Source organism: Pseudomonas fluorescens (assembly GCF_001307275.1).
GTDB classification, from domain to species: domain Bacteria; phylum Pseudomonadota; class Gammaproteobacteria; order Pseudomonadales; family Pseudomonadaceae; genus Aquipseudomonas; species Aquipseudomonas fluorescens_AA.
In genome coordinates, this window is the sequence record NZ_CP012831.1 from 2824934 (window position 1) to 2847569 (window position 22636).

The following is a 22636-nucleotide window of genomic DNA, read 5'->3' on the forward strand; positions in this document are numbered from 1 at the left end:
GGTGACTGTCAGCTCTGACAGGTGTGCGGATCGGTGTTTGGGTGCTCCATTGTGATGAAACCCGCGTGGTTTCATACACCTTGATGGAGTGACGATCATGGCCCAGGCACCAAGCGCCGTTCAGGCTGGCACGCTCGACCCGACCTTTGCCGAAGAGGGGGTACTGACACTGCCGACCCCCGATTTAACAGGCTATCGCACGCTAGCCATCCTGCCGCTGGCTGAAAACAAACTGCTGATCACCGTGCTTCTACCGGGAGACCCCGCCCCTATCAGACTGGCGAAAGTGAACGAGGATGGATCGCTCGATATGGCGTTTGGTGGCGCCGGGACGGGCTTGGTGGAGTTCTCCATCAAAAATACAGACTTGGAGGTCTACCAACTCAGCGGCCTGGACGATGGTGGATGGTTGGTGATCGGTCAATTTTCATCGTTCGAGCAGAGCGGCGCTTATGTCGTGCGATTCCTGGAGGATGGGCGGCTGAATACGCTCTTTGGCGAGGACGGTGTGCGTTTGCTTCCGTATCGTAGTGAGCCAAGGGCTGAAGATAGGGAAGATGGCCCGGCGACTTTCAGTCGGCGGGACCGAGAACCTTCCGCAGGGGATGCGCGATCTTCAGGCAATCAGGGCGTCTCTGCGGTTGTGCAGTCGGATGGGAAGATCGTTCTGCCCAGTTGGGTAGAGTTCGGCACGTCACCAGGGCAGTGGGCGGTGCTTCGTCTTAACCCGGATGGCTCTACTGACGACACGTTTAACGGGAGTGGATTCGTGGTTATCGAACTCCCCGGTATTCCCCGTACCCCTACCAGTATCAGAAGTGTTGTCCTTCAAGCGGATGGCCAGGTGCTGGTTTGCGGGGAGTATTCTTCCCAAGACACTCCGGATTCCAACGGTATCTATGTGATACGTCTGGATGTAACGGGGCGTCTCGATACCAGTTTCAATGGCGGCGTCGGCGTTGTGACCGTTGCAAACCCCACTTTCATGAATGCGAATGCGATGGCGCTGAGAGAACGCGACGACGCGATTGTTGTTGTCGGGGATGTTTGGCGCGACCAATACAGGCACGGGCTGATGTTCGTGTTGAGTCGCGATGGATTCTTCGATTTTGCGTTCAATAGCGGGCAGCCACTGTTCTCTAAGTGGGTGGATCAGGGGCATGACTGGTATCGCTGCGCATGGCAGGCAGACGGTTCCATTCTTGTCGGGGGCAGTACCGGCAGAGGGGTTGTGGAAGAGGGCGTGTCAGCGCTCACCGCACGGTTCCGTTCCGATGGTTCGCCGGACCTGACCTTCAACGACGTTGGCTTTGTGCTTTTTGACGAAGAAGGACAGTACGAGACGGTCGAGGATATGGCGCTAATGCCAGACGGACGGATCGTCGTTGGCGGTTTTGCGCGGCTACCCGGCCCGGTTTGGTCCCGTATCGTTGGAAGCTGGATCATTCGCTATCTGGCTTGAGTAACCATGGGATTGGGGGCGAGGGGGCACGCCCTGCCCTTGGCGCAAAGGCACCGTCATCTCCTGGCGCTTGAGCCATTCAGTGTCTGCAATGGCCGGTCAGCTCAGCACGTTGTCTGTACGGGCAATCAGAACTGTCATCTCTGACAGGTGTGTGATCGCGGGTTGAGGTGTCTACTCAACATCGTTGTTGGATTCCCCACGCACCGATGGAGCACAAAATCATGACTCATCCTGCAGGCAGTCTTAAAGCGGGCACCCTCGACCCATCCTTTGGGGAAGGGGGCGTGTTGCATCTTCCCATACCAGAAGTTTCCGCGGCCGGAGCACCCGGTATATTGGCACTTCCTAACGGCAAATTGCTTGCAGTCATGCCGTTACTGGGAGTGGGGGCTCCTATGGTGGTCTTGCGTTTGAACGAGGATGGAACACTCGACAGCACATTTGGCAATTCGGGAACGGGTTATATTGAATTGCCAGAGAGAGGGATGCACCCCAATTTACTGGGTATTAATTCATTGTCTGACGGCGGATCGATTATAGGTGGCCGATTTGGTAACGACGATGATTTCGGCACCATTATCATAAAGTTGCGTGAGAATGGCGAGTTCAATAGCGAGTTTGGAAATAATGGTGTCGTCCGTCTGCCTATTTGGGGGCGCAAGCAACAGAGCGAGCAGGGTTCAGAAGGTGAAAGTGATTCAGGCAAGGCGGAGGGGAACTGGAGATATTCTGCGATTGAGGACGCAAACGGCAAGATTGTATTGGTAGATCAAACTTATCTTACGCAAGGTATCAGAGCCATTGCTATTCGTTTGAACGTAGATGGTTCGTTGGATGACACTTTCGACAGGCGCACTTCAATTGTTGAACTCCCTGGCGTCGAGTACAGATGGACTACTGCTTCAGGTGTCACCGTTCAGTCTGATACAAAAGTGCTGGTCTGCGGTCATTATGGTGATGAAATACAGTACGGGCTTTATGTTGTACGTTTCGACAGTGAGGGGCGAGTGGATCCAGATTTCAATAACAACCGTCCCATCGTAATCCCCCTCGCCAACACGGCAAGATTTTTTTCAATAGCGATAGGCAGAAGTGCGGGTTTTGAGAAAATCCTTGTTGTCGGTGAATCTGTAGAGAGTGACGGCACAAAAGGAGTGCTTGTTGTTTTGAATGAGCAAGGATCCTACGATTCCGCTTTTAATAATGGAGCTCCCTTGTTTGCCACGTTGTATGCCAGGAATCTTACTTGGACAAAATGCGATTGGCGACCTGATGGCGCGATAGTTGTTACAGGCGCCGTGGGGCATCTCGATACTTCTCGTAATGGAGTGCTGACAGCGCGATACCGTCCTGATGGCTCTTTAGACCCGCAATTCAACGATGGCGTAGGCTATGTTGTTTATGAGGGGATCGATGGGGCGAACGTACCGGAAGATATGGTTGTCATGGCGGATGAACGGATCGTGATCAGTGGCTTTCGAGTTTCCGGTAGTTCCAGACAAGACTGGATTCTACGTTACTTGGGCTAAACCGCCTGCGGTGTCCGTTGCGAGCGAAGCCGCTCTCACTGGGTGGCAAAACCCAATGAGAGCGGTGCTCAGCTGTGAAACTGCGAAGCCAGTTCCCGCAGCAGTACTTCTGCTTCAAGCACCTTGCTGACCACGTCGTTGGCCTTTTCCCGGGTCAGGCCCACGCGTTCGAGCAGGGCATCCGGGATGTCTTCGTCCGGGCCGGAGCCGATGCTGCGGGCGCGCAGCAGGCGCACGGCCAGGCACACCAGGTTCGGGTAGGCGGCGTATTCACCGTCGTAGTTGGGGTCGTGCTGGAAGCGCAGGGCGGTGGCCAGTTCGTCGGGCATGTCCCAGTAGCGCATCAGCCAGGCGCCGATCTGCTCGCGGCTGATGCCCAGCAGGTGCTGTTCCACGTAGCTGTGGCACAGGTGCGGGTTGACCTCCAGGTGTCGACAGATCAGCGAGAAGTGCGGTGGGAACACGTGGGCCAGCAGGAGGTAGCCGAAGTTGTGCAGCAGGCCCGACAGGTAGGTCAGGCCACCCTCGGGACGTTGCGCGCGCGGCATGGCGCGGGTCAGGCCTTCGATGACGGCGGCGGTGTAGATCGACTGGTGCCAGTACGGCGTGGTGTGTTGCGGATGGTCCTTGGGCAGGCTCAGGGTCTTGCCCAGGGCCAGGCCCAGTGCCAGGTTGATCACTAGGTCGAAGCCCAGTACCCGCACGATGGCGTCTTCCACTGAGCGAATCTTGCCCGGCGACGCGTAGTAGGGTGAGGCGGCCCAGCTCACCACTTGCGCGGCCAGGGCCGGGTCGGTTTCCACCACGCCGGTGATGTCGTCGATGGTGGCGTCGGGGTCGACCCGCAGCTTGATGATTTTTTGCGCGGTTTCAGCCAGCGGCGGGATCTCGATGGTTTCTTCCAGCCGTTGCTGGATACGCCGGGCGGTGAACGCCTGCACAGCCTGGGTGATTTCCGCGCGGTCGTCGTGGGGGCGGTCCAGGTTGGGGGTGATGTTGCTCACGGCTTCGCCGAACGTCGCGGCGCTGGCCTTGGTGAGCATGGTCTTGAACGCTTCGCTGGTCACTTCCAGCAGCAGCCCCGGCTCGCCGGAGTTGATCAGCAGCTTCGGTTCGCGCAGCAGGCTTTCTTCGTACAGGCACGGTGAGCTGGTCAGCGCCGGCAGCCCGGGCAGCAGGCTCAGGCTGTGTTTGCCAAGCATGCGCTCCAGGCGTTCGGTCGGCACCGCCGTGAGCTTGCGGCCGGTGAGTTCGGCCAGGCGATTGAGGTCCAGCAGCTGGCTTTGTGGAAACAGCACCATGAGCGCGCCAACGGCATCGTGCAACAACACCGCCTGCACTTTGCGGGCGGGGTTCAGGCCGGGTCGTTCGAGTACTTCGTCATAGCCGATGCCCAATTTCTCGAGCAACAGCCGAATAACAGACGGAGCGTGCGGGGCTTCGGGGACGAGGGCAGCTTCTGTCATGGTCTGTATCCGTTTTCCTACAAGTTGGTCAGTATAACCAGCTTGTCCTGCACGCGGGGCTTGAAAACTGAGCGCGTGCTCACACTTGGCCGTATTGCTGCCCATGACGCAGCCAGCGATCCAGCAGCGGGCTGACGTGGTCGGGCCAGCGTTCCAGCAGGGCCTGGGCGGCATCGCGTACGGCGGGGAGCAGATCGGCGTCGCGCATCAGGTCGGCTACCTTGAATTGAAGCAGACCTGTCTGGCGTGTGCCGAGCATTTCACCGGGGCCGCGCAATTCGAGGTCTTTTTCGGCGATGACGAAACCGTCGTTGGTTTCGCGCATGATCCCCAGCCGTTGGCGGCCGATCTGCGACAGCGGCGGGTGATAGAGCAAGACGCAATGGCTGGCGGCGCTGCCCCGGCCCACCCGGCCGCGCAGCTGGTGCAACTGTGCCAGGCCCAGGCGCTCGGGGTTTTCGATGATCATCAGGCTGGCATTGGGCACGTCGACGCCCACCTCGATCACCGTGGTGGCGACCAGCAGTTGCAGGGCGCCGGCCTTGAATTCAGCCATGACCGCGGCTTTCTCGGCGGGCTTCATGCGACCGTGGATCAACCCGACTTTCAACTCGCCGAGGGCGGCGGTGAGGTCCTCGAAGGTGGTTTCGGCCGCCTGGCAGGTCAGTTCTTCCGACTCTTCGATCAACGTACACACCCAATAGGCCTGCCGGCCCTCGGCACAGGCGCTGCGCACGCGCTCGATCACTTCCACCCGTCGGGTATCGGTGACCAACACGGTATTGACCGGCGTACGGCCGGGAGGCAGTTCGTCGAGGATCGAGGTGTCGAGGTCGGCGTAGGCGCTCATCGCCAGGGTCCGCGGGATCGGCGTGGCGGTCATGATCAGTTGATGGGGGCACATCCGCCCGCCGACGCCTTTCTGCCGCAGGGCCAGGCGCTGTTGCACGCCGAAGCGGTGCTGTTCGTCGATGATCACCAGGGCCAGGTTCTTGAACTGCACTTCGTCCTGGAACAGCGCATGGGTGCCGACCACCATCGGTGCGCCCTCGGCGATCTGCGCCAGGGCGGCGGCGCGGTTCTTGCCCTTGAGCTTGCCGGCCAGCCAGGCGACTTCGATGCCCAGCGGTTCGAGCCAGCGCTGGAAGGTGATGAAGTGTTGTTCGGCGAGGATCTCGGTGGGCGCCATCAGCGCCACCTGATAACCCGCCTCCAAGGCCTGCAGCGCGGCGAGGGCGGCGACCACGGTCTTGCCGGCGCCGACATCGCCCTGGATCAGCCGCAGCATTGGCTCGGGCTGGCTCAGGTCGTAGGCGATTTCGTTGCCGACTCGTTGCTGCGCGCCTGTGGGGGTGAAGCCGAGGTTGGCCAGGTAGCGGGCCGGCAGGTCCCTGGCCTTGGGCATGGCCGGGGCGCGCAGGGAGCGCAGGCTTTCGCGCAGGCGTTGCTGGGACAGTTGATGGGTCAGCAGCTCTTCGAACGCCAGACGATGCTGGGCCCAGTGATGGCCCAGGGCGAGTTCGTCCACGTCGGCGTCGGCGGGCGGATGATGCAGGTAGCGGATCGCGTCGGCCAGCGGCGCCAAGTGGTAATCCCGGGCCAGTTCCGTGGGTAGCCAGTCGGGCAGGCTGCTGGGGCCGAGCAACGTCAGGGTTTGCTGGCAGAGCTGGCGCAGGCGTTGCTGGGTCAGGCCTTCGGTGAGCGGATAGACCGGGGTCAGGGTTTCATCCACGGGCGGCGGTTCGTCGCCGGTAATGCTGCGGTATTCCGGGTGGTAGATTTCCAGTCCCGACGCCCCGGGCCGCGCTTCACCGTAGCAGCGCACGCGGGTGCCACGCTTGAGGCCTTCCTTTTGCGCATTGCTGAAGTGATAGAAGCGCAGGCTGAGTCCGCCGGTGCCGTCCTGCAGGCGCACCACCAGGCTGCGGCGGCGGCCCATGACCACGTCGGCGCCGCTGACGGTGCCTTCGATCACCGCATCCTGTCCCGGGCGCAGATGGCCGATGGGCACCACGCGGGTGCGGTCCTGATAGCGCAACGGCAGGTGGAACAGCAGGTCCTGGAGGTTTTCCAGGCCGACCTTGGCCAGTTTCTCGGCCATGGCTTCACCGACACCCTTGAGTGTCGTGACCGGCACCTTCGACAGCTCAGTCATGACCGCGGCTTACTTGCCAGCGGGCGGCTTGGCCACGGAGCACAGGCGGATCGAGTCGGCGAGGATTTCGATGGCCTTGGGCCGCGGGAAACTGGCGCGCCAGGCGATGGCGACGGTACGGAACGGCACGGGCGGCGTCAGCGGGCGGACTTCGATCACCCCGGGGGAGTAATGATGGCTGTCCACTGCCGACAGCGGCAGGATCGAGATGCCCAGGCCGGATGCGACCATGTGGCGAATGGTTTCCAGGGAGCTGGATTCCACCGTGGTGTGCTTGGCCCCTTCGCTGCCCTTGGTCAGGGTCGGGCAGGCTTCGAGCACCTGGTCGCGGAAGCAATGGCCTTCGCCGAGCAGCAGCAGGCTCTTGTCGTTGAGCAGGGCCGCGTCGATGGTTTTTTTCTGGGTCCAGGGGTGCTCTGCCGGCATCAGGACGTAGAAGGGTTCGTCGTAGAGCGGCAGGGTCAGGACGTCGGCTTCGTTGAACGGCAGGGCGATGATGATCGCGTCCAGCTCGCCGTTGCGCAGCTTGTCGCGCAGCACGTGGGTGAAGTTTTCTTCGATGTACAACGGCATCTGCGGGGCGACCCGGTGCAGTTGTGGAATCAGGTGGGGGAACAGGTATGGGCCGACGGTGTAGATCGCGCCGACTTTCAGCGGGGCGGTCAGTTGGTTCTTGCCGGCCTGGGCCAGCTCGCGAATGCCTTGGGCCTGCTCCAGGACTTTCTGTGCCTGGGCGACGATGCCTTCACCCACCGGGGTCAGGCGCACGGCGCTTTTGCTGCGCTCGAAAATCAGTACACCGAGTTCGTCTTCAAGTTTTTTCACGCCCACCGATAGCGTCGGCTGGCTGACGTGGCAACGCTCGGCCGCATGGCCGAAATGCTGCTCTTGGGCGAGGGTCACGATGTAGCGTAATTCTGTGAGGGTCATGGCGAGCGTCCGTGAAGTTGCGAGCCAAGCATACCGGCTGCAATCGATAGACGCACGTTATCAGACTGGGGGCGCGGTGTGACACTGTCGAATGTCTGTGTGGCGAGGGGATTTATTCAAGAATGTGGAATTGTCTGTGGGAGCAAGGCTTGCCCGCGATGAAGTTAACGCGGTGTTCACTGGAACCGAGGTGCCTGTATCGCGAGCAAGCTTTGCTCCCACAGATGCCCTGGTTCCCACATTGCCTTTGCTCCAAAAGGCCTCTTCACCAGAAATAAAAAGCCCCTGTTACAGGGGCTTGCAAATTTGCGATCAGCGCCGGCGCTTGTCGATGGAGTACACAAACGGTGCCGTCAGTTCGATGGTGCCGTTGGTCAGCAACTCCGCCGGTGGCTTGGGCAGCGGTTGGGCGCGGCGGATCATTTCCAGGGTGGCCCGGTCCAGCAACTCCGTGCCGGAACTGCCCACCAATTCGAATGACAGCACGTTGCCGTCGGCATCCACCACGAAACGCAAGCGGTTGGTGCCTTCCTTGTTCATTTGCTGCGCCCTGGGCGGGTACTTCTTGTACTTGCCCAAGTGCGCCAGCAGCGTGCCCTGCCAATTGGCCTTGGCGGCCGTCTGCGCAGGTGACGGGCCGGGCGCCGGTTGCGCGGACTTCTCGGTCGGTGCCTGGGTCGGCTGAGTGTCGCTCGGTTTCTGCTCCGACGGCTGTTCCTTCGGCGGCTCCGGCTTTTTCTCGACCACGGGCTTGGGTTTGGGCGGTTGAGGCTTGGGCTTGGGCTTGACCGGCTTGGGCACGGCGATTTCCGGCGTCGGCGCTTCGGCAAGCTTGGGCAGCGGCAGCTCTTCGACCGGCTCGGGCGGTTGCGGCGGTGTGACGACTTTCGGCGGTGCCGGCGGTGGCGGGGCTGGCACTGGCGCCAGTTCGACCATCATCGCCTGGGGCGGCAATTCGATGGGCGCGCGCGAGGTCCAGTTCAGCGCCAGGGCGATGGCGAGCGCATGCACGCCCAATACCACCATCAGGCTACCGCTGTAACGCGTCAGCTTTTGGCGCGTCGTGATCATTTCTTGGGCGCCGTCTCGAGTCCGACCAGGCCGACCTTCAGGTAGCCGGCGCTTCGCAGCGCATCCATCACGCTCATCAGGTCGCCGTAGTCCACGCCTTTATCGGCCTGGAAGAAGATCGTCGTGTCTTTCTTGCCCTGGGTCTTGGCGTCGAGGGTCGCACCGAGGGTGTCGGCCTTGACCTCGTCTTCACCCAGGAACAGGCGTTGGTCGGCCTTGACGCTGAGGAATACCGGTTTTTCCGGGCGCGGCGAAGGCTTTGCCGTCGACGCCGGCAGGTCGACCTTGATGTCCACGGTGGCCAGCGGGGCGGCCACCATGAAGATGATCAACAGCACCAGCATCACGTCGATGAACGGCGTGACGTTGATTTCGTGGTTCTCGGCCAGATCGTCGTCTGCGCCTTCTTTCAAATGCAGGCCCATGGCCGATTACCCCACTTTCACCATGTGCGGTTGCGAGCTGCGCTCGGACGGCAGGTGATCGAGGTCACGGCTGACCAGCAGCAGGACTTGCGCCGAAGCGTCGGAGACCTGGGCCTTGTAGCCGGCAATGGAGCGGGCGAAGACGTTGTAGATCACCACGGCTGGAATGGCCGCGACCAGGCCCAGTGCCGTTGCCAGCAGGGCTTCGGCGATGCCTGGGGCGACGACGGCGAGGTTGGTGGTCTGGGTCTTGGCGATGCCGATGAAGCTGTTCATGATGCCCCACACGGTGCCGAACAGGCCGACGAAGGGGGCGGTGGAGCCGATGGTGGCGAGCACGCCGGTGCCGCTGCTCATGTTGCGACCGCAGGCGGCAACCAGGCGCTCCAGTCGGAAACTCACGCGTTCCTTGATGCCTTCTTTCTCGCGGCTGTTGGCCGACAGGCGCATCTCTTCGAGTGCGTCATGCACCAGCAGGTTGGCGAGGGTGCCTTCCTTCGCGGCGGTGGCGCTGGCGTCCTTGAGGGTGGCGGCTTTTTTCAGGGCGGCGATTTCACCGCGCAAGCGACGCTTGGCCCCCAACAGCTCGAAGCCTTTGGCAATCCAGATGGTCCAGGTGATGATCGACGCGATGGCCAGGCCGATCATCACGATTTTCACGATGATGTCGGCGTTCTTGTACATGCCCCATGGCGACAGGTCGTGGGCCATGCCCAGCGAGTTGTCGGCTTCGAGTGCTTCAGGTGCCTGGGCCTCGACGGCTTGGGCCGGATCGGTGGCGACCGGCGTCGCAACGGGAGCGGCCGGGTCTGCCGGTGCCTGGGCGGCGGCCGGGGTTGTGGCTGGGGCCGTGGCGGGCGTCTGTGCATCAGCGAGCGCGGCGACAGGTGCCAGCAGCAGGCTGAACAGCAGGGCGGCTACCGTGCTCCAGGCACGAGGTCGGTTGGTTGGCGAAGCGGGGGATAGAGAGCGTTTCATGCTGGCCGGACCTGAGAAAAAAAGAAGGTTGATGTTCTTCCAGGCCTCGTGGGCCGAGAACAAAAGTGGCGGGCATTATTGCAAGTAATTCTTGTTAACAAAAGTAATACAGTTACTTTTTTTGTCCCATGGCTAGCCGCTCGTCCCCCTCGGAGGCTAGTCTGGGGCTTTGCCAGAGGAGTTCTTGATGTCCGCGCCTTCTGTTTTGATCGCCGGCTGCGGTGATATCGGCGGCCGCCTGGCTCGCCAGTTATTGGCCGAACATTGGCAGGTCCATGGCCTGCGGCGTACGGTTTCGAGCCTGCCGGCCGGCGTCATCGGGGTGGCGGGGGATTTGTTCGGCGAGCAATGCCCGGCCGACTGGCCCACCGGCTCGCTGGATTACCTGGTGTACAGCGCCGCGGCCACCGACCATGACGAAGCGGGCTATCGCACGGCGTATGTCGAAGGCTTGCAGCATGTGTTGGGCTGGCTGAAGCAGCATGGGCAGCGGCCCAAGCGCCTGCTGTTTGTGTCCAGCAGCAGTGTGTATGGGCAGCAGCAGGGCGAATGGGTGGATGAAACCTCGCCCACCGTGGCCGGCGGGTATTCCGGCCGGCTGATGCTCGAAGCCGAGCAAGTGGCCCTGGACAGTGGCATCCCCGCCAGCCGCGTGCGCCTGACCGGCATCTATGGGCCGGGCCGCGAATGGCTGCTGAACCAGGTGCGCCAGGGCTACAGCGTGGTGGAAGATCCACCCCTGTACGCCAACCGCATCCACGCCGACGACGCGGCGGGACTGCTGGCCTTTCTGCTGGAAGCCGATCGCCAGGGCAAACCCCTGGAAGACTGCTACATCGGTGTCGACGACACGCCCGCCGCGCTGGCCGACGTGGTGGGCTGGCTGCGCAACTACATGGGTGTCACCCAATGGGCCGAAAACGCCAGCGTCCGCCGCGCCGGTAGCAAACGCTGCAGCAACGCCCGGGCCAAGGCCCTGGGCTGGTCGCCGCGGTATCCGAGTTTTCGCGAGGGGTATGCGGCGATTCTGGAAGGGCGCTGCTGACACGGCATCAACGATGCCCTCGGGGCCTAGGCTCGCTCGTTGGCCGTGAGCCGCTATTGCTGTGGCCCGCACAGGATCCGTGGTGCCCATTGAATGCACGGGCACCACGGTTCCACCCTCGAACTCCAGCCCACGCCGGTACTCAGGTCGTGTAGTCGGCGTTGATGCGGATGTAACCCTCCGAAAGATCGCACCCATAGACGGTGAACTGCCCTTGGGCGATGTTCAGGTCTACCGAGATCAGCACTTCCTTGCCCTGCAGGTAACCCTTGACCGCCAGTAGCCCGGCCTCGTCCAACTGCTGTGGATACGCCTCGGTCTCACCAAAAACGATGCGTACCTTGTCCGGGTCGATGTCCTGTTCTGCCTCGCACTTGCCGATTGCCATGGCTACGCGCCCCCAGTTCGGGTCCGCGCCATGGACAGCGGTCTTGACCAGCGGCGAGTTGACGATGGCCTTGGCCACACGCTTGGCCTGCGCATCATCACGCGCCCCCGTGACGTGCACCTCCAGTGCCTTGCTCGCGCCTTCGCCGTCCGAGGCGATCATGCGCACCAGCCCAAGGGCGATGTCATAAAGCGCTTGCTCGAATTCGACCATGTCCACTTCGCCCGCCAGTCCGTTGGCGAGGATCGCCGCCGAGTCGCTGGTGGAGGTATCGGTATCGATGCTCAAGGCATTGAAGGTCTTGTCGATCACCCGACGAAACAGCGCATCCAGCACATCGGGGGCGATGCGGGCATCGGTAAAGAAGAACGTCAGCAGGGTCGCCATGTTCGGCTCGATCATCCCCACGCCCTTGGCGATGCCAACCAGGCTTGCGCTGCCGACCTGGCGTGCTGCGTACTTGGTGTGGGTGTCGGTGGTCATGATCGCCGCCGCGCAGCGTTGGAAGTCGGCGGGTTGCAGGGGCGGTACGTTGCCCAGGAAGGTGCGGATCTTCTCCATCGGATACTGGCGACCGATCACGCCGGTCGAGGCGATCACCAGCGCCTGCGGGTCGACGTCCACGGCCCGGGCCAGCCCCGCGCGAACTTCCTGGGCATTGGCCAGGCCCTCTGGGCCCGTGGCGACGTTGGCGTTGCGCGCGATCACCACCACGCCTTGTGCGGTATCACGTTGGGCGACCTCGCGGGACAGCGTCACACTCGGGCCGGCAAAGCGCGACTGAGTGAACACGGCACTGATGCTGGCCGGCACGTCGGAGATGACGGCCATGAAATCGTCGCGGCTGTCCTTGATGCCCAGGTTGGCGATGATGCTTCGAAAGCCTTTTGGCTGAATGTGCGTGGCGCTCATGTCAGGTCCTTCAGATGAATGATTGATTCCATGCCTGTGTGCCTTGTGCCGAGCAGCATGCGCAAGCGCATGCGGTCCGGCTTGCCGGTCGGTGTCAACGGTATCCTTTCGATTGCCGCGATGCCAGCGGCAACACCCAGTCGCTCCAGTAGCATGACCAGCGTCGACCGCTTTTGAGCAGCGATGACGGGGCTGGCTTGCAGCACCACGTGGGCGCGACGGCGATCCTGTTCGTCGACAAGCACGACCACCCGTTCGAGTACCAGCGACTGTGCAAGACGTCCTTCCAGGGCGGGCGTGAATTGTGTCCCCTGTGCGGTCAGCAGGGCGTCGTTCGTGCGTCCCAATGGCATCAGGCTGCCATCGTCCAGTCTTCGTGCGACATCCCCGGTGGGATAGGCGTCGTCCTCGACCGGGTTGGCCGGGAGGGGGAAGTAACCGGAGCCCCGATGCGCGGAGCGAGCGACGATTTCGCCGACCTCCGGCTGCGCGGGGTCGAGCACCGCCAGCGTCACCTCGACATCCCCCACCGCACGCATGCCGCAGTTGACCTGCAGGCCGGGGGCGAAATTGGCCAGGATCATGCCGAACTCGGTGGAACCATAGATTCGCTTGATGTGTATGCCCAGACCGCGCTCGGCTTCGAGCACCACCTGATCGTCCAGGTAGGCGCCGCCGCAGAACGGCCGGGTCAGCGCCGGCAACCGGGTGCCGAGCCGTTGCGCGGCTTGCGCCAGCGCCAGGTATTGCGAGGGCAACGCGCTCATCACGCTGATGCGCTGCTCGTCGAGGGTGCGCAGGGTGTCCTCGATTCGGGACGCTTCGCCCAGGTAAAGCGTGGCGCCCGTCAGCAAGGCAGGGAACACATGGAGGTCGACGGCATGGCCGCCATCGAGGGTGTGGATGTTCAGGTAGCGCGCGCTGTCATCGAGGCCGGCGCACTCGACCCAGTGCAGGATCTCCCGAAACAGGCGGTCCTGTCGCCATAGGGCGAGTTTCGGCGTACCCGTGCTGCCGGAGGTCTCCTGCATGCGCATCAGCCCGGTTCGCTCCTGCCAGGCGGGAGCTTCCTGGTTGACGGGGATCGAGGAGTGCAGGGCGAAGCCGGGTACATCGATGCCGTCGGGTACGATGCCCCGTTCATTGACCAGCACGGTGGCACCGACCTGGGTCAGGCGCATCGCCCGGTGCTCGGCACTGCTGGCCAGATTGATCGGGCAATGGACCAGGCCCAGGCTGGCCATGGCGAACAAGAGCGCCACATAGCCGGTGCTGTTGCCAAGTTGGGTCGCCACCACATCGCCTTCTCGCAGGCCCGCCGCCTGCAAGCGGGCGCGCAACAGGTCGATGGCTTGCAGCAGGTCGCCGTAGGTGCTGGACGTGCCGTGGCTGTCGATGACGGCCGGACGGTCTCGATGATGCGCAACCATGCTGAGGAACTGGCGCTGGAACATTCGTTGGATTCCTTGGTGATCAGCCGAAATACAGCTTCAAATGTTCGCCCACTGTGCGAAAGCCGATCTCACCCAGGCGATGACGCAACGGGCCGCCGCTGCAGGTAAACGTCAGCGGCTTGCGCTGGCGGCGGTGGATGCCGGCACAGACGTCGCTCAGCAGCCTGTCCGAAACGCCACGCAGCCGGTGACGGGCCTCGACGAAGATGAAGCCCAGTTGCTCGTGCTGTTCGTCCCGGCTGGTCAGGGCCGTGCAGCCGCCGAGCTGGCCGTCCACCTCGACCACATGCAGCGCCTGGCGCTGGGTGAGCTGGCGGACGGTATGCGTGGCCTGTTCGCGACTGGACACGAGCTTTACGCCGGAATCTTTCTCCATCTGGATCCGGTAGCCAACCAGGGTGGCTTCGTCCTCAGGCCCGGCCAGGCGGGTGCTGAGTGCCGGTATCGATTCGACCGGGAAGGGGGCGAACTGTTTGAGCAGCACTTCGTCGCGCCGCCCGATCAGCGGCAGCCAGGCGGCCGGCCAGTGTTCCAGCAAGCGCTCCAGGACGGCCTTGGGACCGATTGCCATCTGCGGGCTGACATGCCCTGCGGCAACGTGTGCCAGCAACGCTGCGTCCGGCTCGCCGGCAACGAGGATGACCGGCACGGCGAACGGCGGCAGGCTGGGCAACAGGGCGACGGCACCGAGCAGGTGGTCGCCCGCCTGACGCACATAGACCTGCAGGCCCTCGGCGCGATTGCTCAGTGCGCCGGCGAGGAACAACTGGGCGTCGGCATCGTTCGACTGGCCGATGAAAGCCAGCAACTGGGGGTATTGATCCGGCGCGAGGAGGTGGATGTTCAAGGCAGCATTCTCGTTCTAATGGGATAAAGGGGACGGCAAGTTGCGCCAACTGGTCGGGTCCAGTGGCGAGGCGCTGAAGTCCAGTCGCGACTGTTGTTTGCCCAGCGCCAGGCAAGCGGCCGATTGAGAGGCCCAGGGGCCGCCTTCAACGTCGCGCCGCCACATCAGCGCATCGTCGGCGCTGCTGTACTGGCCGCCATCGGCCAATAGGTGCAGCCAGCGACCCCAGGCTTGCGCCGGGGAGGCCGTCGCGAGAGGCCGAGGCAGCGGGCTGGCGGCGAAACGGGGCAGGTGCCGTGCCAGGCGTGGGTGATCCTCGCCGATGCCGCGGTAGCACAGGCCGTGGAGACCCTTGCCCAGATGCACCGAGCGCAGGGTGCGGGTGTCCCATTGATGGAGCACCAGGCCGTTGGCATCGGCCAGTCCTAGGATGAAGCCGTTGTACTGGCTCAGGCTGTCGGCGTCCCAGCGCTGCGCGGGTGCTTGCAATGCGATGAGCGGCAGGTCGCCACGGCTGCGGGTTTTACCGGCGAGGTGCTCTGGGCGGTTGACCAGAAAACTCGCGCGGTGCTGGTGAACGTCAAGCGCCAGCCAGGTGCCGCCGGATTGCAGGTCCAGGCCGCCGATCACCTGTGGATGCTGCTCGGGCCAATGCGCGGCCGGGGCTTGCCATGGCCGCGCGACCGACTCGTCCCGCACCGTGGCCAGCATCACCGGCCACTGCGGTGAAAGGCCGAGCGCGGCAATGATCGTGCACACGCTCAGGCACTCTCCAGCGCCGCGCCGGGTGCCGAGGCGATGGCCTCGAACGTTACCTGGCCGCGTAGCAGCTTGCGGCAGGTATTGGGCAACAGCCCGCGCCGGCCGTGCAGGGTGCGCTGGTTATCGATGATCAACAGGTCACCCTTGCGCCAGCGATGGCAGTACAGGTACGGGTCGGCTGTCAGGTGTCGTTCCAGTTCCGCGAACCAGGCAGCCGATGCGTCCTCGCTCAGCCCCGGCACGCGAACATCCCAACTGGCCTTGACCTGGCTGTCGAAAGGCAACGCGAGGTTGAGCGAGCGGACACGGCCGTAGTCGCGGAACGTGGATATCGGATACCAGCCCTCGGGCACCGTGGCGAAATAGCCTCGCTCGAAGGCCAGGTATTCGAGCCGGCCGTCCAGCAGCGGTTGGCGCAACGAATCGGGCATGTCCTTCCAGGCCGCGAGCTGGTCGCACACGACGGTTGCGCCATCTTCGTCAATGTTCGCAACGTCGGCGGCATACAGGATGATGAGGTCGACCTGGGTGCCGAGCAGGATGCCGTCCGTATGCAGCGGCAGGCTGCCCCGGCCGGTAATGACCTTTTCCTTATCGTGGGTGCCGTCGAGCTTGAGGATGTCGGCGAAGCCGTAGCCAACGTTGGCGTTGCCCTCGTCGTAGGACACCTTGTCCCCCAGGCTTTCGACGAACTGCCGGAAGCTGTCTTCGTCGAAGTGGACGTTGCGCAGCAGGGTCACGCCATGGTCGAGCACCGCCTGGCGAACGGCCGCCAGCGGTGTTTCGTCCGGCAGATGGACGCCCAGGCCAGAGGCGGTCAGGGTCTGGCCGCGCAGGTCGCGCAAGGAAACGGATGAGTTCATGGGCGGTTCCTTCAGCGGCAGTGAGCGAGTGAGTGCAGGGCGCGGTCGAGTACTTCTTCGGCACACAGCGGCGCCAATGGGGCTCGTACGGCCTGGTCCAGCTGGGTCGCCAGGATCTGGCGGTACAGCGCCGGCGCGCTGGCGGACTGGTGGGTGGTGACGTCGATCAACTGCGACAGCGCCGTGCCCAACCCATTGCCGTGGTGGATGGCGGTCTTCTTGCGCCAGGCGACCTCGGCAGGCAGCCATTGCTCGGCGGCAAGGCGCAGGTGGCCCTTTTCGCGGCCGCGGGTGGTCTTGACCGACGGACACGTGTCCAGCGCGCTACGCAGCACCGGCAGGTCCCAGTAGGGATGAACCAGTTCGCTGCCGCAGGCTTGGGCCGCGATGCCTGTGAGTTCGCTGGAGTAACGGGTCTTGTCGACCTCGACCGCGATACTGCTGCGGATATCTTCAGCCAGGCCGTCACCCGTGGCCATGCCGGAGTTGATCAGATCCGAGCCATAACCGGTGAAAATCGTCCGGCCTTCTTCCAACTGCCGACAGAACGCGGTGATTGCCACGCCGATCTCTACGGCTTGGGGCTGCGGATGGCCAAAGGCACGGATGGTCTGGGGCAGCGCCAGCAGGATCGATTGCGGGTCGAGTTCGACACGGTTCAACGGGCGTCCGAGTGCGTCGGCCAGTTGCTGGGCGTCATCAAACTCGTTGCCCCAGGGGGTACCGATGCTGAAGGCTTCGAAGTCCGGGCACTGCGCGGCGAGCAGGGCGGCGACCAACCCGGAGTCGACACCACCGGAAACCAGTGCGGCGACCTTGCCGGGCCGCTGCAGATGGCCGGCGATACTTTCCTGCAACGCCCTGATCTGCGTCTGTCCGGCGAACAGGGCGTCGCCGTAGCGGTCGCTTTGCAGGGCCAGGGTGTCTTGCATTGCGTCACGTCCGACGCGCACCTGGTTGCCCTGCAACACAACCTCAAGGCGGCTGCTGTGCAACAACCGGCCGATGCCATGGATGCTCGAGCGATCGTCCAGGTGCACGCCCGCCTGTTCGCGCACGCCCAACTGGCAATCGGTCAGGCTCATCCAGGCGCTGGCAGCGATCAGCAGGTCGGTCGACAGGACGAAGTTGCCTTGATGGTCGGCGCTCCAGTACAGCGCGCAGGTGTTGCGGCTGCTGGTCGTCACGGTCAGCTGGTCGCCTTGCACCTCGATCAGGTTGTCTCCCCCTACGTGCAGGCGCGTGCGAGGCCGGCCAGACGCATCGTGACGGTCGTCGGGCGCGGGGACCGGCCAGGCCGAGGCATAGCCGTGGAAAGCCGAGGCGGCCAGCGGCACGTGGGCGGATTCGAAGCGGTCGAGGGGGCGGCTGGAAAGCAGCAACCAGGGTTGTACGGTCATGGGGTCGCCTCCAGGCTCGGTTGCACACTGGAGCGGTTGAGGATCGTCTTCATCCGGCCCTGTGCCTCGCCAGCGGCGAAGGCCGCGCGATGCGCCTGTTTGCCGGCGATGCGGGTCTGCTCCAGCCCGGCGATGAAGTCTCGGTTGAGGTAGGCCTTGGTATTGCGGAACGCGGCATCGGTGAACGCGGCGGCGCGGTGGGCCTGTTCCAGGGCGCTGGCGCGCAGTTGTCCGGCATCGGCCACTGCATGCAGCAGCCCGTCGGCCATGGCGCGCGGTGCTGGCCACTCGGCACAGGACATCAGCATGTTCTGCATCAGGCTGCGACCGACGATCTTCTCCAGCATGAAGCCACCAAAGGTGCAGGCGATGCCCAGTTCGAACTCGGGCATCTTCAGCACGCAGCGATCGCTGCCGATCCGGTAGTCGGCGGTCAGGGCTATCTGCAGGCCGATGCCGATGGCGTAGCCATCGATGGCTGCGATCAGCGGACGGTTCAACTGCAGGGCTGCGATGTACAGGTCGGTGACGTGGTCGATCCAGACATCGACCTCGTTGCCACCGGTGAATGTCGAGGTCTCGTGGAAGCTGCCGCCGGCACCGAACGATCGGCCCTCGCCGCTGTGCAGCAGCACTGCACCTACCGCGTCATCCTCGTTCAACTGTCTCAGCAGTCGGGTCAGCTGGGCCATCCGTGGCATCGACCACAGGTTGTGCCGGTGCGAGTCGGTGAAGGCCACCAGCGCGACGCTGTTTTCGAAAGTAATGTCGAAATCGTAAGTGAGGTAATCGTTTTCAAGACCTGGCATCGCTAACTTCCCGTGGCGTCCTTGGTGCGAAGTGGTGCTGTCGGGCCCGATAGCGCCCGGCACTGCCTAGTAGATAGGGCGCGCGTACGGCCTGGTACCTCCCGGAACAGGGAGGTTGTTAGCGTCGTGGCAACTCACTAGTTTCTGCGGCCGCTCGAAGGCTGGCGGACGCCCTATCCGCAGGGCCCGAGTCTCCAAGGCGAATGAAACAGGATCATCGATGTTACCCAGACACCGGTTCTCGAAAGAGATCAAGGACCAGATCAAGCAGTTGTACCGCTACGACAATTACCATGGCCCCCTCGCGTTGCTGCAGAACCTGTTCTGGATCAGCCTGGCGATCTACCTGGGCGAGTCCAGTCCCTGGCTGCTGCCGTTGTCCATCCTGCTGATCGGTTCACGACAACGGGCATTGGCCACGCTGCTGCACGAAGCGGCGCATGGTGCGCTGTGTCGCAGTAAGCGGCTGGAAAAATTCCTCGGCACCTGGTGCTCGGGTTACCTGATTTTCCAGGGCTGGGCCAGCTACAAGCGCTCCCACACCCTGGATCACCACCACAAGTTGGGTGACCCGGAGCGCGATCCCGACTATCGGTACTATCAGCAGTCCGGGGTGTTCGAGGTGCGCTCGACGGCCAGGTTCGCGCTTGCGCACCTCATCAGGCCGCTGCTATTCCTGGGCGCACCGCAGAGCTTGAAGTATCTGCTGGTCAACCGACTGATCCGCAGCCCCAGCAAGCGTGAGCTGTTTGCGGTGCTCGCCTGCCAGGGCCTGCTCGGCGTGGGCCTGACGATGCTGTTCGGCGCCAAGGGCTATGTTCTCTACTGGCTCTTGCCCTACCTCAGTACTTTCCAGGCCTTGACTTGGTTCATCGAGCTCGCCGAGCATTACCCGATGATCGCCCAAGCCAAGAGCGATCTGCAGGCCACCCGAAACCGCTTCAGCCATCCGCTCGAGCATTTCTTCACGGCCATGCATGGAGAGAACTTCCACCTGATCCACCATCTCTTCCCTGCCATTCCGTACTGGAACCTCAAGAAGGCTCATCGGATCCTGCTCTGCGACGCGGCATACGCCACAACGAATGCGGGGTTTGGCGGGATCTTCATATCCTCCAATTTCGCGCCGTCGATGTGGGCCGACATTTTATCGAACGACCTACCAGCGACAGGGACCGTCATCAATGCAAGCTAGTTTCAGCAAAGGCGTTATCTTTGCACTCTCCGCTGCCGCACTTAACGCCACGATCGGCGTGCTCAGTAAAGTGCTCATGAGCAATGGCTTTACCGCCAGCAGTGTCGCCGTCATAAAGACGGTCCTGGGTTGTCTGCTGCTCTCGGCTTTGCTGCTGTTTCTCAAGCGTCCGGCGACGACAGCCAAATGGACCCAGGCGGCGATCTGTGCGTTCCTCGGTATCTTCGTGCTGTTCCACTTCGAAACATCTGCCTATCGGCATTACGCCGCGGCGGGCGTGGTCGTGATGTTGATGGCCAGCGCATCCATCTCCTCCATCGTGCTCGGCCGCATATTCCTCAAGGACGCCATCACCGCCAACGCCACCGTGGGCGCGGCCCTGGCTATCGCCGGGATCGCGGTGATCTTCGGTGCCGACCTGCGGCAGGGCTTCACTCTCCAAGGCGCTGCACTGGCTTCCATGGCGGGCTGCGGCTACGGGGCATTTTCGGTTGCCATGAAGCGAATGGGCGTGTCCGGTGGGTTGCACTTCACCCGTCAACTGCTGTTTTTCGGCAGCCTGTACTTGTTGATGCCAGCCGCAGCCGATGGTTTCGTGATCGGTGAGCTGTCGTCCCTGGCGGTTGCCGCGCTGCTGGCGCTGGCTGCGCTGCCGACCATTCTCGGCTTTTTCTGCACCACCAAGGCCATCGAATACCTCAAGCCCTCCCAGGTGCAGGCCTTGGAGCTGACCGAACCGCTGTTCGCCGCCCTGCTGGCGTTTGTGGTGCTCAATGAGGTGCCTCGCGAAAGTCTGTACGCGGGCGCGGCACTGATCATCATCGGTTTGTGTTTCTCCAACGAGCTGATCCGCCTGGGCAGAAAAACGCCTGTCCCGTCTCGCGCGTGAGCCTTTGCCAGAGGGCCTCGCTCGCACATTGATTTCAAAGCGCCATATCTCTATCTTATCGCCCCACTTTTGCGAGGGGGGCGGTTTCCCTCACGTGCTGTCTCAGGATGAGAGCACCGTCGAGCGGTGTCACAAGGAAGGGAATGGCTGTGCTGGCAATGGATGAGCTGATACAACTCAGCGAAACGGAGTGCTTCGAGGATTGGCTGGCAGGGTTGAAAACGCTGACCCGCAAGCTGGGCTACGCGAACTTCCTGTTGGGCCTCAAGCCCGGCCCCGCTGCCATGAACCAGCAGGTGCTGATCCACAGTGACTATCCCGGCGCCTGGCGCAAACGTTACGACGCCCAGGGCTATGTGGCGGTTGACCCGATCGTCCAGCATTGCCTGAACCTGAACCAGCCGTTGCTCTGGAACCGTGAAAATTACCGTCGGCCCTCGGAATCGGCGTTCTTTGAAGAGGCTGCCATGTATGGGCTCCAGCGCGGACTGGCGCTGCCCCTGCATGGCCCACGGGGGGAGGCGGGTATGCTCTGTCTCAAGCACTCCGAACACGGCGCCCGAGCCACCCTTGCCATGATCGAAACCTTGCCCCTGGCGACAATGCTGCGTGACTACGTCATCGAGCGGGTCCTCAAGGCCCAGGCTGAACACCATGCACCGGTGCATGTGACGAAACGGGAGAAAGAGGTGCTGCAATGGAGCGCGGCGGGCAAGACGACTTGGGAGATCGCGATGATCCTCTCTTGTACAACCTCGGCAATCGACTTCCATTTCAAGAACATTCGCCGCAAGTTTCAGGTCAGCTCGCGCCAGATGGCAGTGCTCAAGGCTATCCAGCAGAAATCGATCACGCCTTGAGCGTCACTGTGGACGCTGGGCCAGGTCGCTCTCCTGCAGGCGCCCGCTCAAGTAGAGGCGCAACAGAATGTAAACCGGGGCGGGGACCTGGCTGGTGCATTCGATACGACTGGCGCAGGCCTGGCTGATGCCGAACCTTGACCAGAACTCGGTCTGGCTCTGCTTTTGATCCAGGCGCAGGCTGATGGCTTGGCGCGCAACCTCGCGCACGGTCGAGGTGTTGAGTAGCTTCATCGGGCTGAGTCCTTCAAAAGGCAAAAACTAGCAAATCCGTCCGGCCCGAACTACCTCCCGGATCGGGGAGGGTCTCATTTATTCATTGCGAATATACGCTGTGCGACATATTTCACTCCGCCGGTATATACCCGTCATGTTTATTTCCATTGGCCGTCGCCACAAGATCAATCCTCAAGCGCTGAATAACATGCACAAACTTCGGGCGCGTATCTTCAAGCAAAAGAAGATGTGGGATATACCGCTGATCAATGACATGGAAATCGATGGATACGATGCACTCGATCCTTATTACATGATTATCAATCGGAGCGCGGAGCAGGCATACGTCTGCGGTTGCTGGCGGATCCTTCCCACCACCGGGCCGAACATGTTGGCGCATACATTTCCCGAACTGCTGCACGGACAACCGGCGCCGTGCTCCGATTCGATCTGGGAGTTGAGCCGGTTTGCCATCGAGATGCCCCATGACAACCGCTTCGGTTTCTCCCAAGGCACTGTCCAGGCGATCCACGCCATTGTGAATTTCGCCCTCGGGTGTGGGGTGAAGCAGTTCGTGACGGTTACCACCGTCGGTGTCGAGAAGATGCTCATCCGTCTGGGATTGGACACCAGCCGCTTCGGCCCGGCCCTGCAGGTTGGCGTGGAACGGGCGGTGGCGTTGCGCATCGAGCTGAATGATCGAACCACGGCCGCGCTGGAGCGAGCGATCGAGGTCTACATATACAGATCCCAACGTCTTGGAGACGCTGCCGATTTTTAGCATCGCCGTTTTGCTGGCGAAGCCGCCGAAGCGCCAAGCCTGATTGAACACGAGGACGTTCAGACCGCCGGTGTCATGTTCCAGAGCTTCGCAATTGTGAACTCAATTGTGCTGCCAGATGAAACCACTCTCTTCGGTAGGTTTATAGAAGTTGTCCGATACCTTGGAGCGGTCAGGTTTCTTCGAGGCAAGACGG

Annotated in this window: 21 protein-coding genes; 7 read left to right on the forward strand and 14 right to left on the reverse strand. The window is 62.5% G+C overall.

The features are described from left to right. The first annotated feature begins 97 nt into the window (after positions 1 to 97). Positions 98 to 1462, forward strand: coding sequence for a delta-60 repeat domain-containing protein (locus AO356_RS12380; protein WP_060740035.1), 1365 nt, complete (start codon positions 98 to 100; stop codon positions 1460 to 1462). Positions 1463 to 1686: 224 nt separating this feature from the next. Further along, positions 1687 to 2994: a hypothetical protein gene (locus tag AO356_RS12385; protein WP_060740036.1), complete on the forward strand. Its 1308-nt coding sequence runs from the start codon at positions 1687 to 1689 to the stop codon at positions 2992 to 2994. 68 nt (positions 2995 to 3062) lie between these two features. On the opposite strand, the gene AO356_RS12390 is transcribed toward AO356_RS12385, so the two are convergent. From AO356_RS12390 to exbB, 6 genes are all read right to left on the reverse strand, one after another. Then, a complete protein-coding gene (locus AO356_RS12390) occupies positions 3063 to 4460 on the reverse strand; it encodes an aminoacyl-tRNA deacylase and HDOD domain-containing protein (RefSeq protein WP_060740037.1) in 1398 nt (465 codons plus the stop codon). A gap of 79 nt (positions 4461 to 4539) precedes the next feature. Continuing rightward, on the reverse strand, positions 4540 to 6615 hold the full coding sequence (gene recG / locus AO356_RS12395; protein WP_060740038.1) for an ATP-dependent DNA helicase RecG: 2076 nt from the start codon (positions 6613 to 6615) through the stop codon (positions 4540 to 4542). A gap of 9 nt (positions 6616 to 6624) precedes the next feature. Further along, positions 6625 to 7545, reverse strand: a complete 921-nt coding sequence (locus AO356_RS12400; protein ID WP_053126577.1) for a hydrogen peroxide-inducible genes activator — start codon at positions 7543 to 7545, stop codon at positions 6625 to 6627. A 312-nt stretch (positions 7546 to 7857) separates the two neighbouring features. Beyond that, positions 7858 to 8616: an energy transducer TonB gene (locus AO356_RS12405; RefSeq protein ID WP_060740039.1), complete on the reverse strand. Its 759-nt coding sequence runs from the start codon at positions 8614 to 8616 to the stop codon at positions 7858 to 7860. After that, positions 8613 to 9041, reverse strand: a complete 429-nt coding sequence (gene exbD / locus AO356_RS12410; protein ID WP_060740040.1) for a TonB system transport protein ExbD — start codon at positions 9039 to 9041, stop codon at positions 8613 to 8615. The genes AO356_RS12405 and exbD overlap by 4 nt, the downstream gene beginning before the upstream one ends. 6 nt (positions 9042 to 9047) lie before the next feature. Next, positions 9048 to 10019, reverse strand: a complete 972-nt coding sequence (gene exbB / locus AO356_RS12415; RefSeq protein ID WP_060743107.1) for a tonB-system energizer ExbB — start codon at positions 10017 to 10019, stop codon at positions 9048 to 9050. Between the two features lie 187 nt (positions 10020 to 10206). On the opposite strand from exbB, the gene AO356_RS12420 reads away from it, so the two are divergent. Beyond that, positions 10207 to 11064: an SDR family oxidoreductase gene (locus AO356_RS12420; RefSeq protein WP_060740041.1), complete on the forward strand. Its 858-nt coding sequence runs from the start codon at positions 10207 to 10209 to the stop codon at positions 11062 to 11064. A gap of 142 nt (positions 11065 to 11206) precedes the next feature. On the opposite strand, the gene argJ is transcribed toward AO356_RS12420, so the two are convergent. Genes argJ through AO356_RS12455 form a run of 7 tightly spaced genes read right to left on the reverse strand, consistent with a single transcriptional unit; the run spans position 11207 to position 18499 of the window. Next, the gene (gene argJ / locus AO356_RS12425) at positions 11207 to 12364 is read right to left on the reverse strand and encodes a bifunctional glutamate N-acetyltransferase/amino-acid acetyltransferase ArgJ (RefSeq protein WP_060740042.1); all 1158 of its coding nucleotides are present in this window, start codon (positions 12362 to 12364) and stop codon (positions 11207 to 11209) included. Next, entirely contained in the window at positions 12361 to 13818 is a 1458-nt protein-coding gene (locus AO356_RS12430; protein WP_060740043.1) for a class I adenylate-forming enzyme family protein, read from the reverse strand. Before AO356_RS12430 ends, argJ begins: the two co-directional genes overlap by 4 nt. Before the next feature lie 19 nt (positions 13819 to 13837). After that, positions 13838 to 14665, reverse strand: a complete 828-nt coding sequence (locus tag AO356_RS12435) for a GNAT family N-acetyltransferase (RefSeq protein WP_060740044.1) — start codon at positions 14663 to 14665, stop codon at positions 13838 to 13840. Positions 14666 to 14680: 15 nt separating this feature from the next. Then, positions 14681 to 15424 (reverse strand): NRDE family protein, encoded by a 744-nt coding sequence (locus AO356_RS12440; protein ID WP_060740045.1) that lies wholly within the window; start codon positions 15422 to 15424, stop codon positions 14681 to 14683. A 2-nt stretch (positions 15425 to 15426) separates the two neighbouring features. Continuing rightward, on the reverse strand, positions 15427 to 16290 hold the full coding sequence (locus AO356_RS12445; protein WP_060740046.1) for a TauD/TfdA dioxygenase family protein: 864 nt from the start codon (positions 16288 to 16290) through the stop codon (positions 15427 to 15429). 11 nt (positions 16291 to 16301) lie between these two features. Beyond that, positions 16302 to 17690 (reverse strand): asparagine synthase C-terminal domain-containing protein, encoded by a 1389-nt coding sequence (locus tag AO356_RS12450; protein ID WP_060740047.1) that lies wholly within the window; start codon positions 17688 to 17690, stop codon positions 16302 to 16304. Further along, positions 17687 to 18499: an enoyl-CoA hydratase/isomerase family protein gene (locus AO356_RS12455; RefSeq protein WP_060740048.1), complete on the reverse strand. Its 813-nt coding sequence runs from the start codon at positions 18497 to 18499 to the stop codon at positions 17687 to 17689. The genes AO356_RS12450 and AO356_RS12455 overlap by 4 nt, the downstream gene beginning before the upstream one ends. A gap of 220 nt (positions 18500 to 18719) precedes the next feature. Here AO356_RS12455 and gntB point away from each other — a divergent pair, with 220 nt between their 5' ends. The 3 genes from gntB (at position 18720) to AO356_RS12470 (ending at position 21443) form a co-directional block, all read left to right on the forward strand. After that, complete coding sequence (gene gntB, locus AO356_RS12460) at positions 18720 to 19694, forward strand: guanitoxin biosynthesis L-arginine gamma (S) hydroxylase (protein WP_060740049.1); 975 nt, start codon at positions 18720 to 18722, stop codon at positions 19692 to 19694. Next, positions 19684 to 20583 carry a DMT family transporter gene (locus AO356_RS12465; protein WP_060740050.1) on the forward strand — a complete coding sequence of 300 codons (900 nt, stop codon included), beginning with the start codon at positions 19684 to 19686 and terminating at the stop codon, positions 20581 to 20583. The genes gntB and AO356_RS12465 overlap by 11 nt, the downstream gene beginning before the upstream one ends. A 143-nt stretch (positions 20584 to 20726) precedes the next feature. Continuing rightward, entirely contained in the window at positions 20727 to 21443 is a 717-nt protein-coding gene (locus AO356_RS12470; protein ID WP_060740051.1) for a helix-turn-helix transcriptional regulator, read from the forward strand. 3 nt (positions 21444 to 21446) lie between these two features. On the opposite strand, the gene AO356_RS12475 is transcribed toward AO356_RS12470, so the two are convergent. Continuing rightward, complete coding sequence (locus AO356_RS12475) at positions 21447 to 21677, reverse strand: hypothetical protein (RefSeq protein WP_060740052.1); 231 nt, start codon at positions 21675 to 21677, stop codon at positions 21447 to 21449. 136 nt (positions 21678 to 21813) lie between these two features. Between AO356_RS12475 and AO356_RS12480 the strand changes: the two genes are divergently transcribed. Further along, on the forward strand, positions 21814 to 22440 hold the full coding sequence (locus AO356_RS12480) for an acyl-homoserine-lactone synthase (RefSeq protein WP_060740053.1): 627 nt from the start codon (positions 21814 to 21816) through the stop codon (positions 22438 to 22440). The last annotated feature ends 196 nt before the right edge of the window (positions 22441 to 22636 follow it).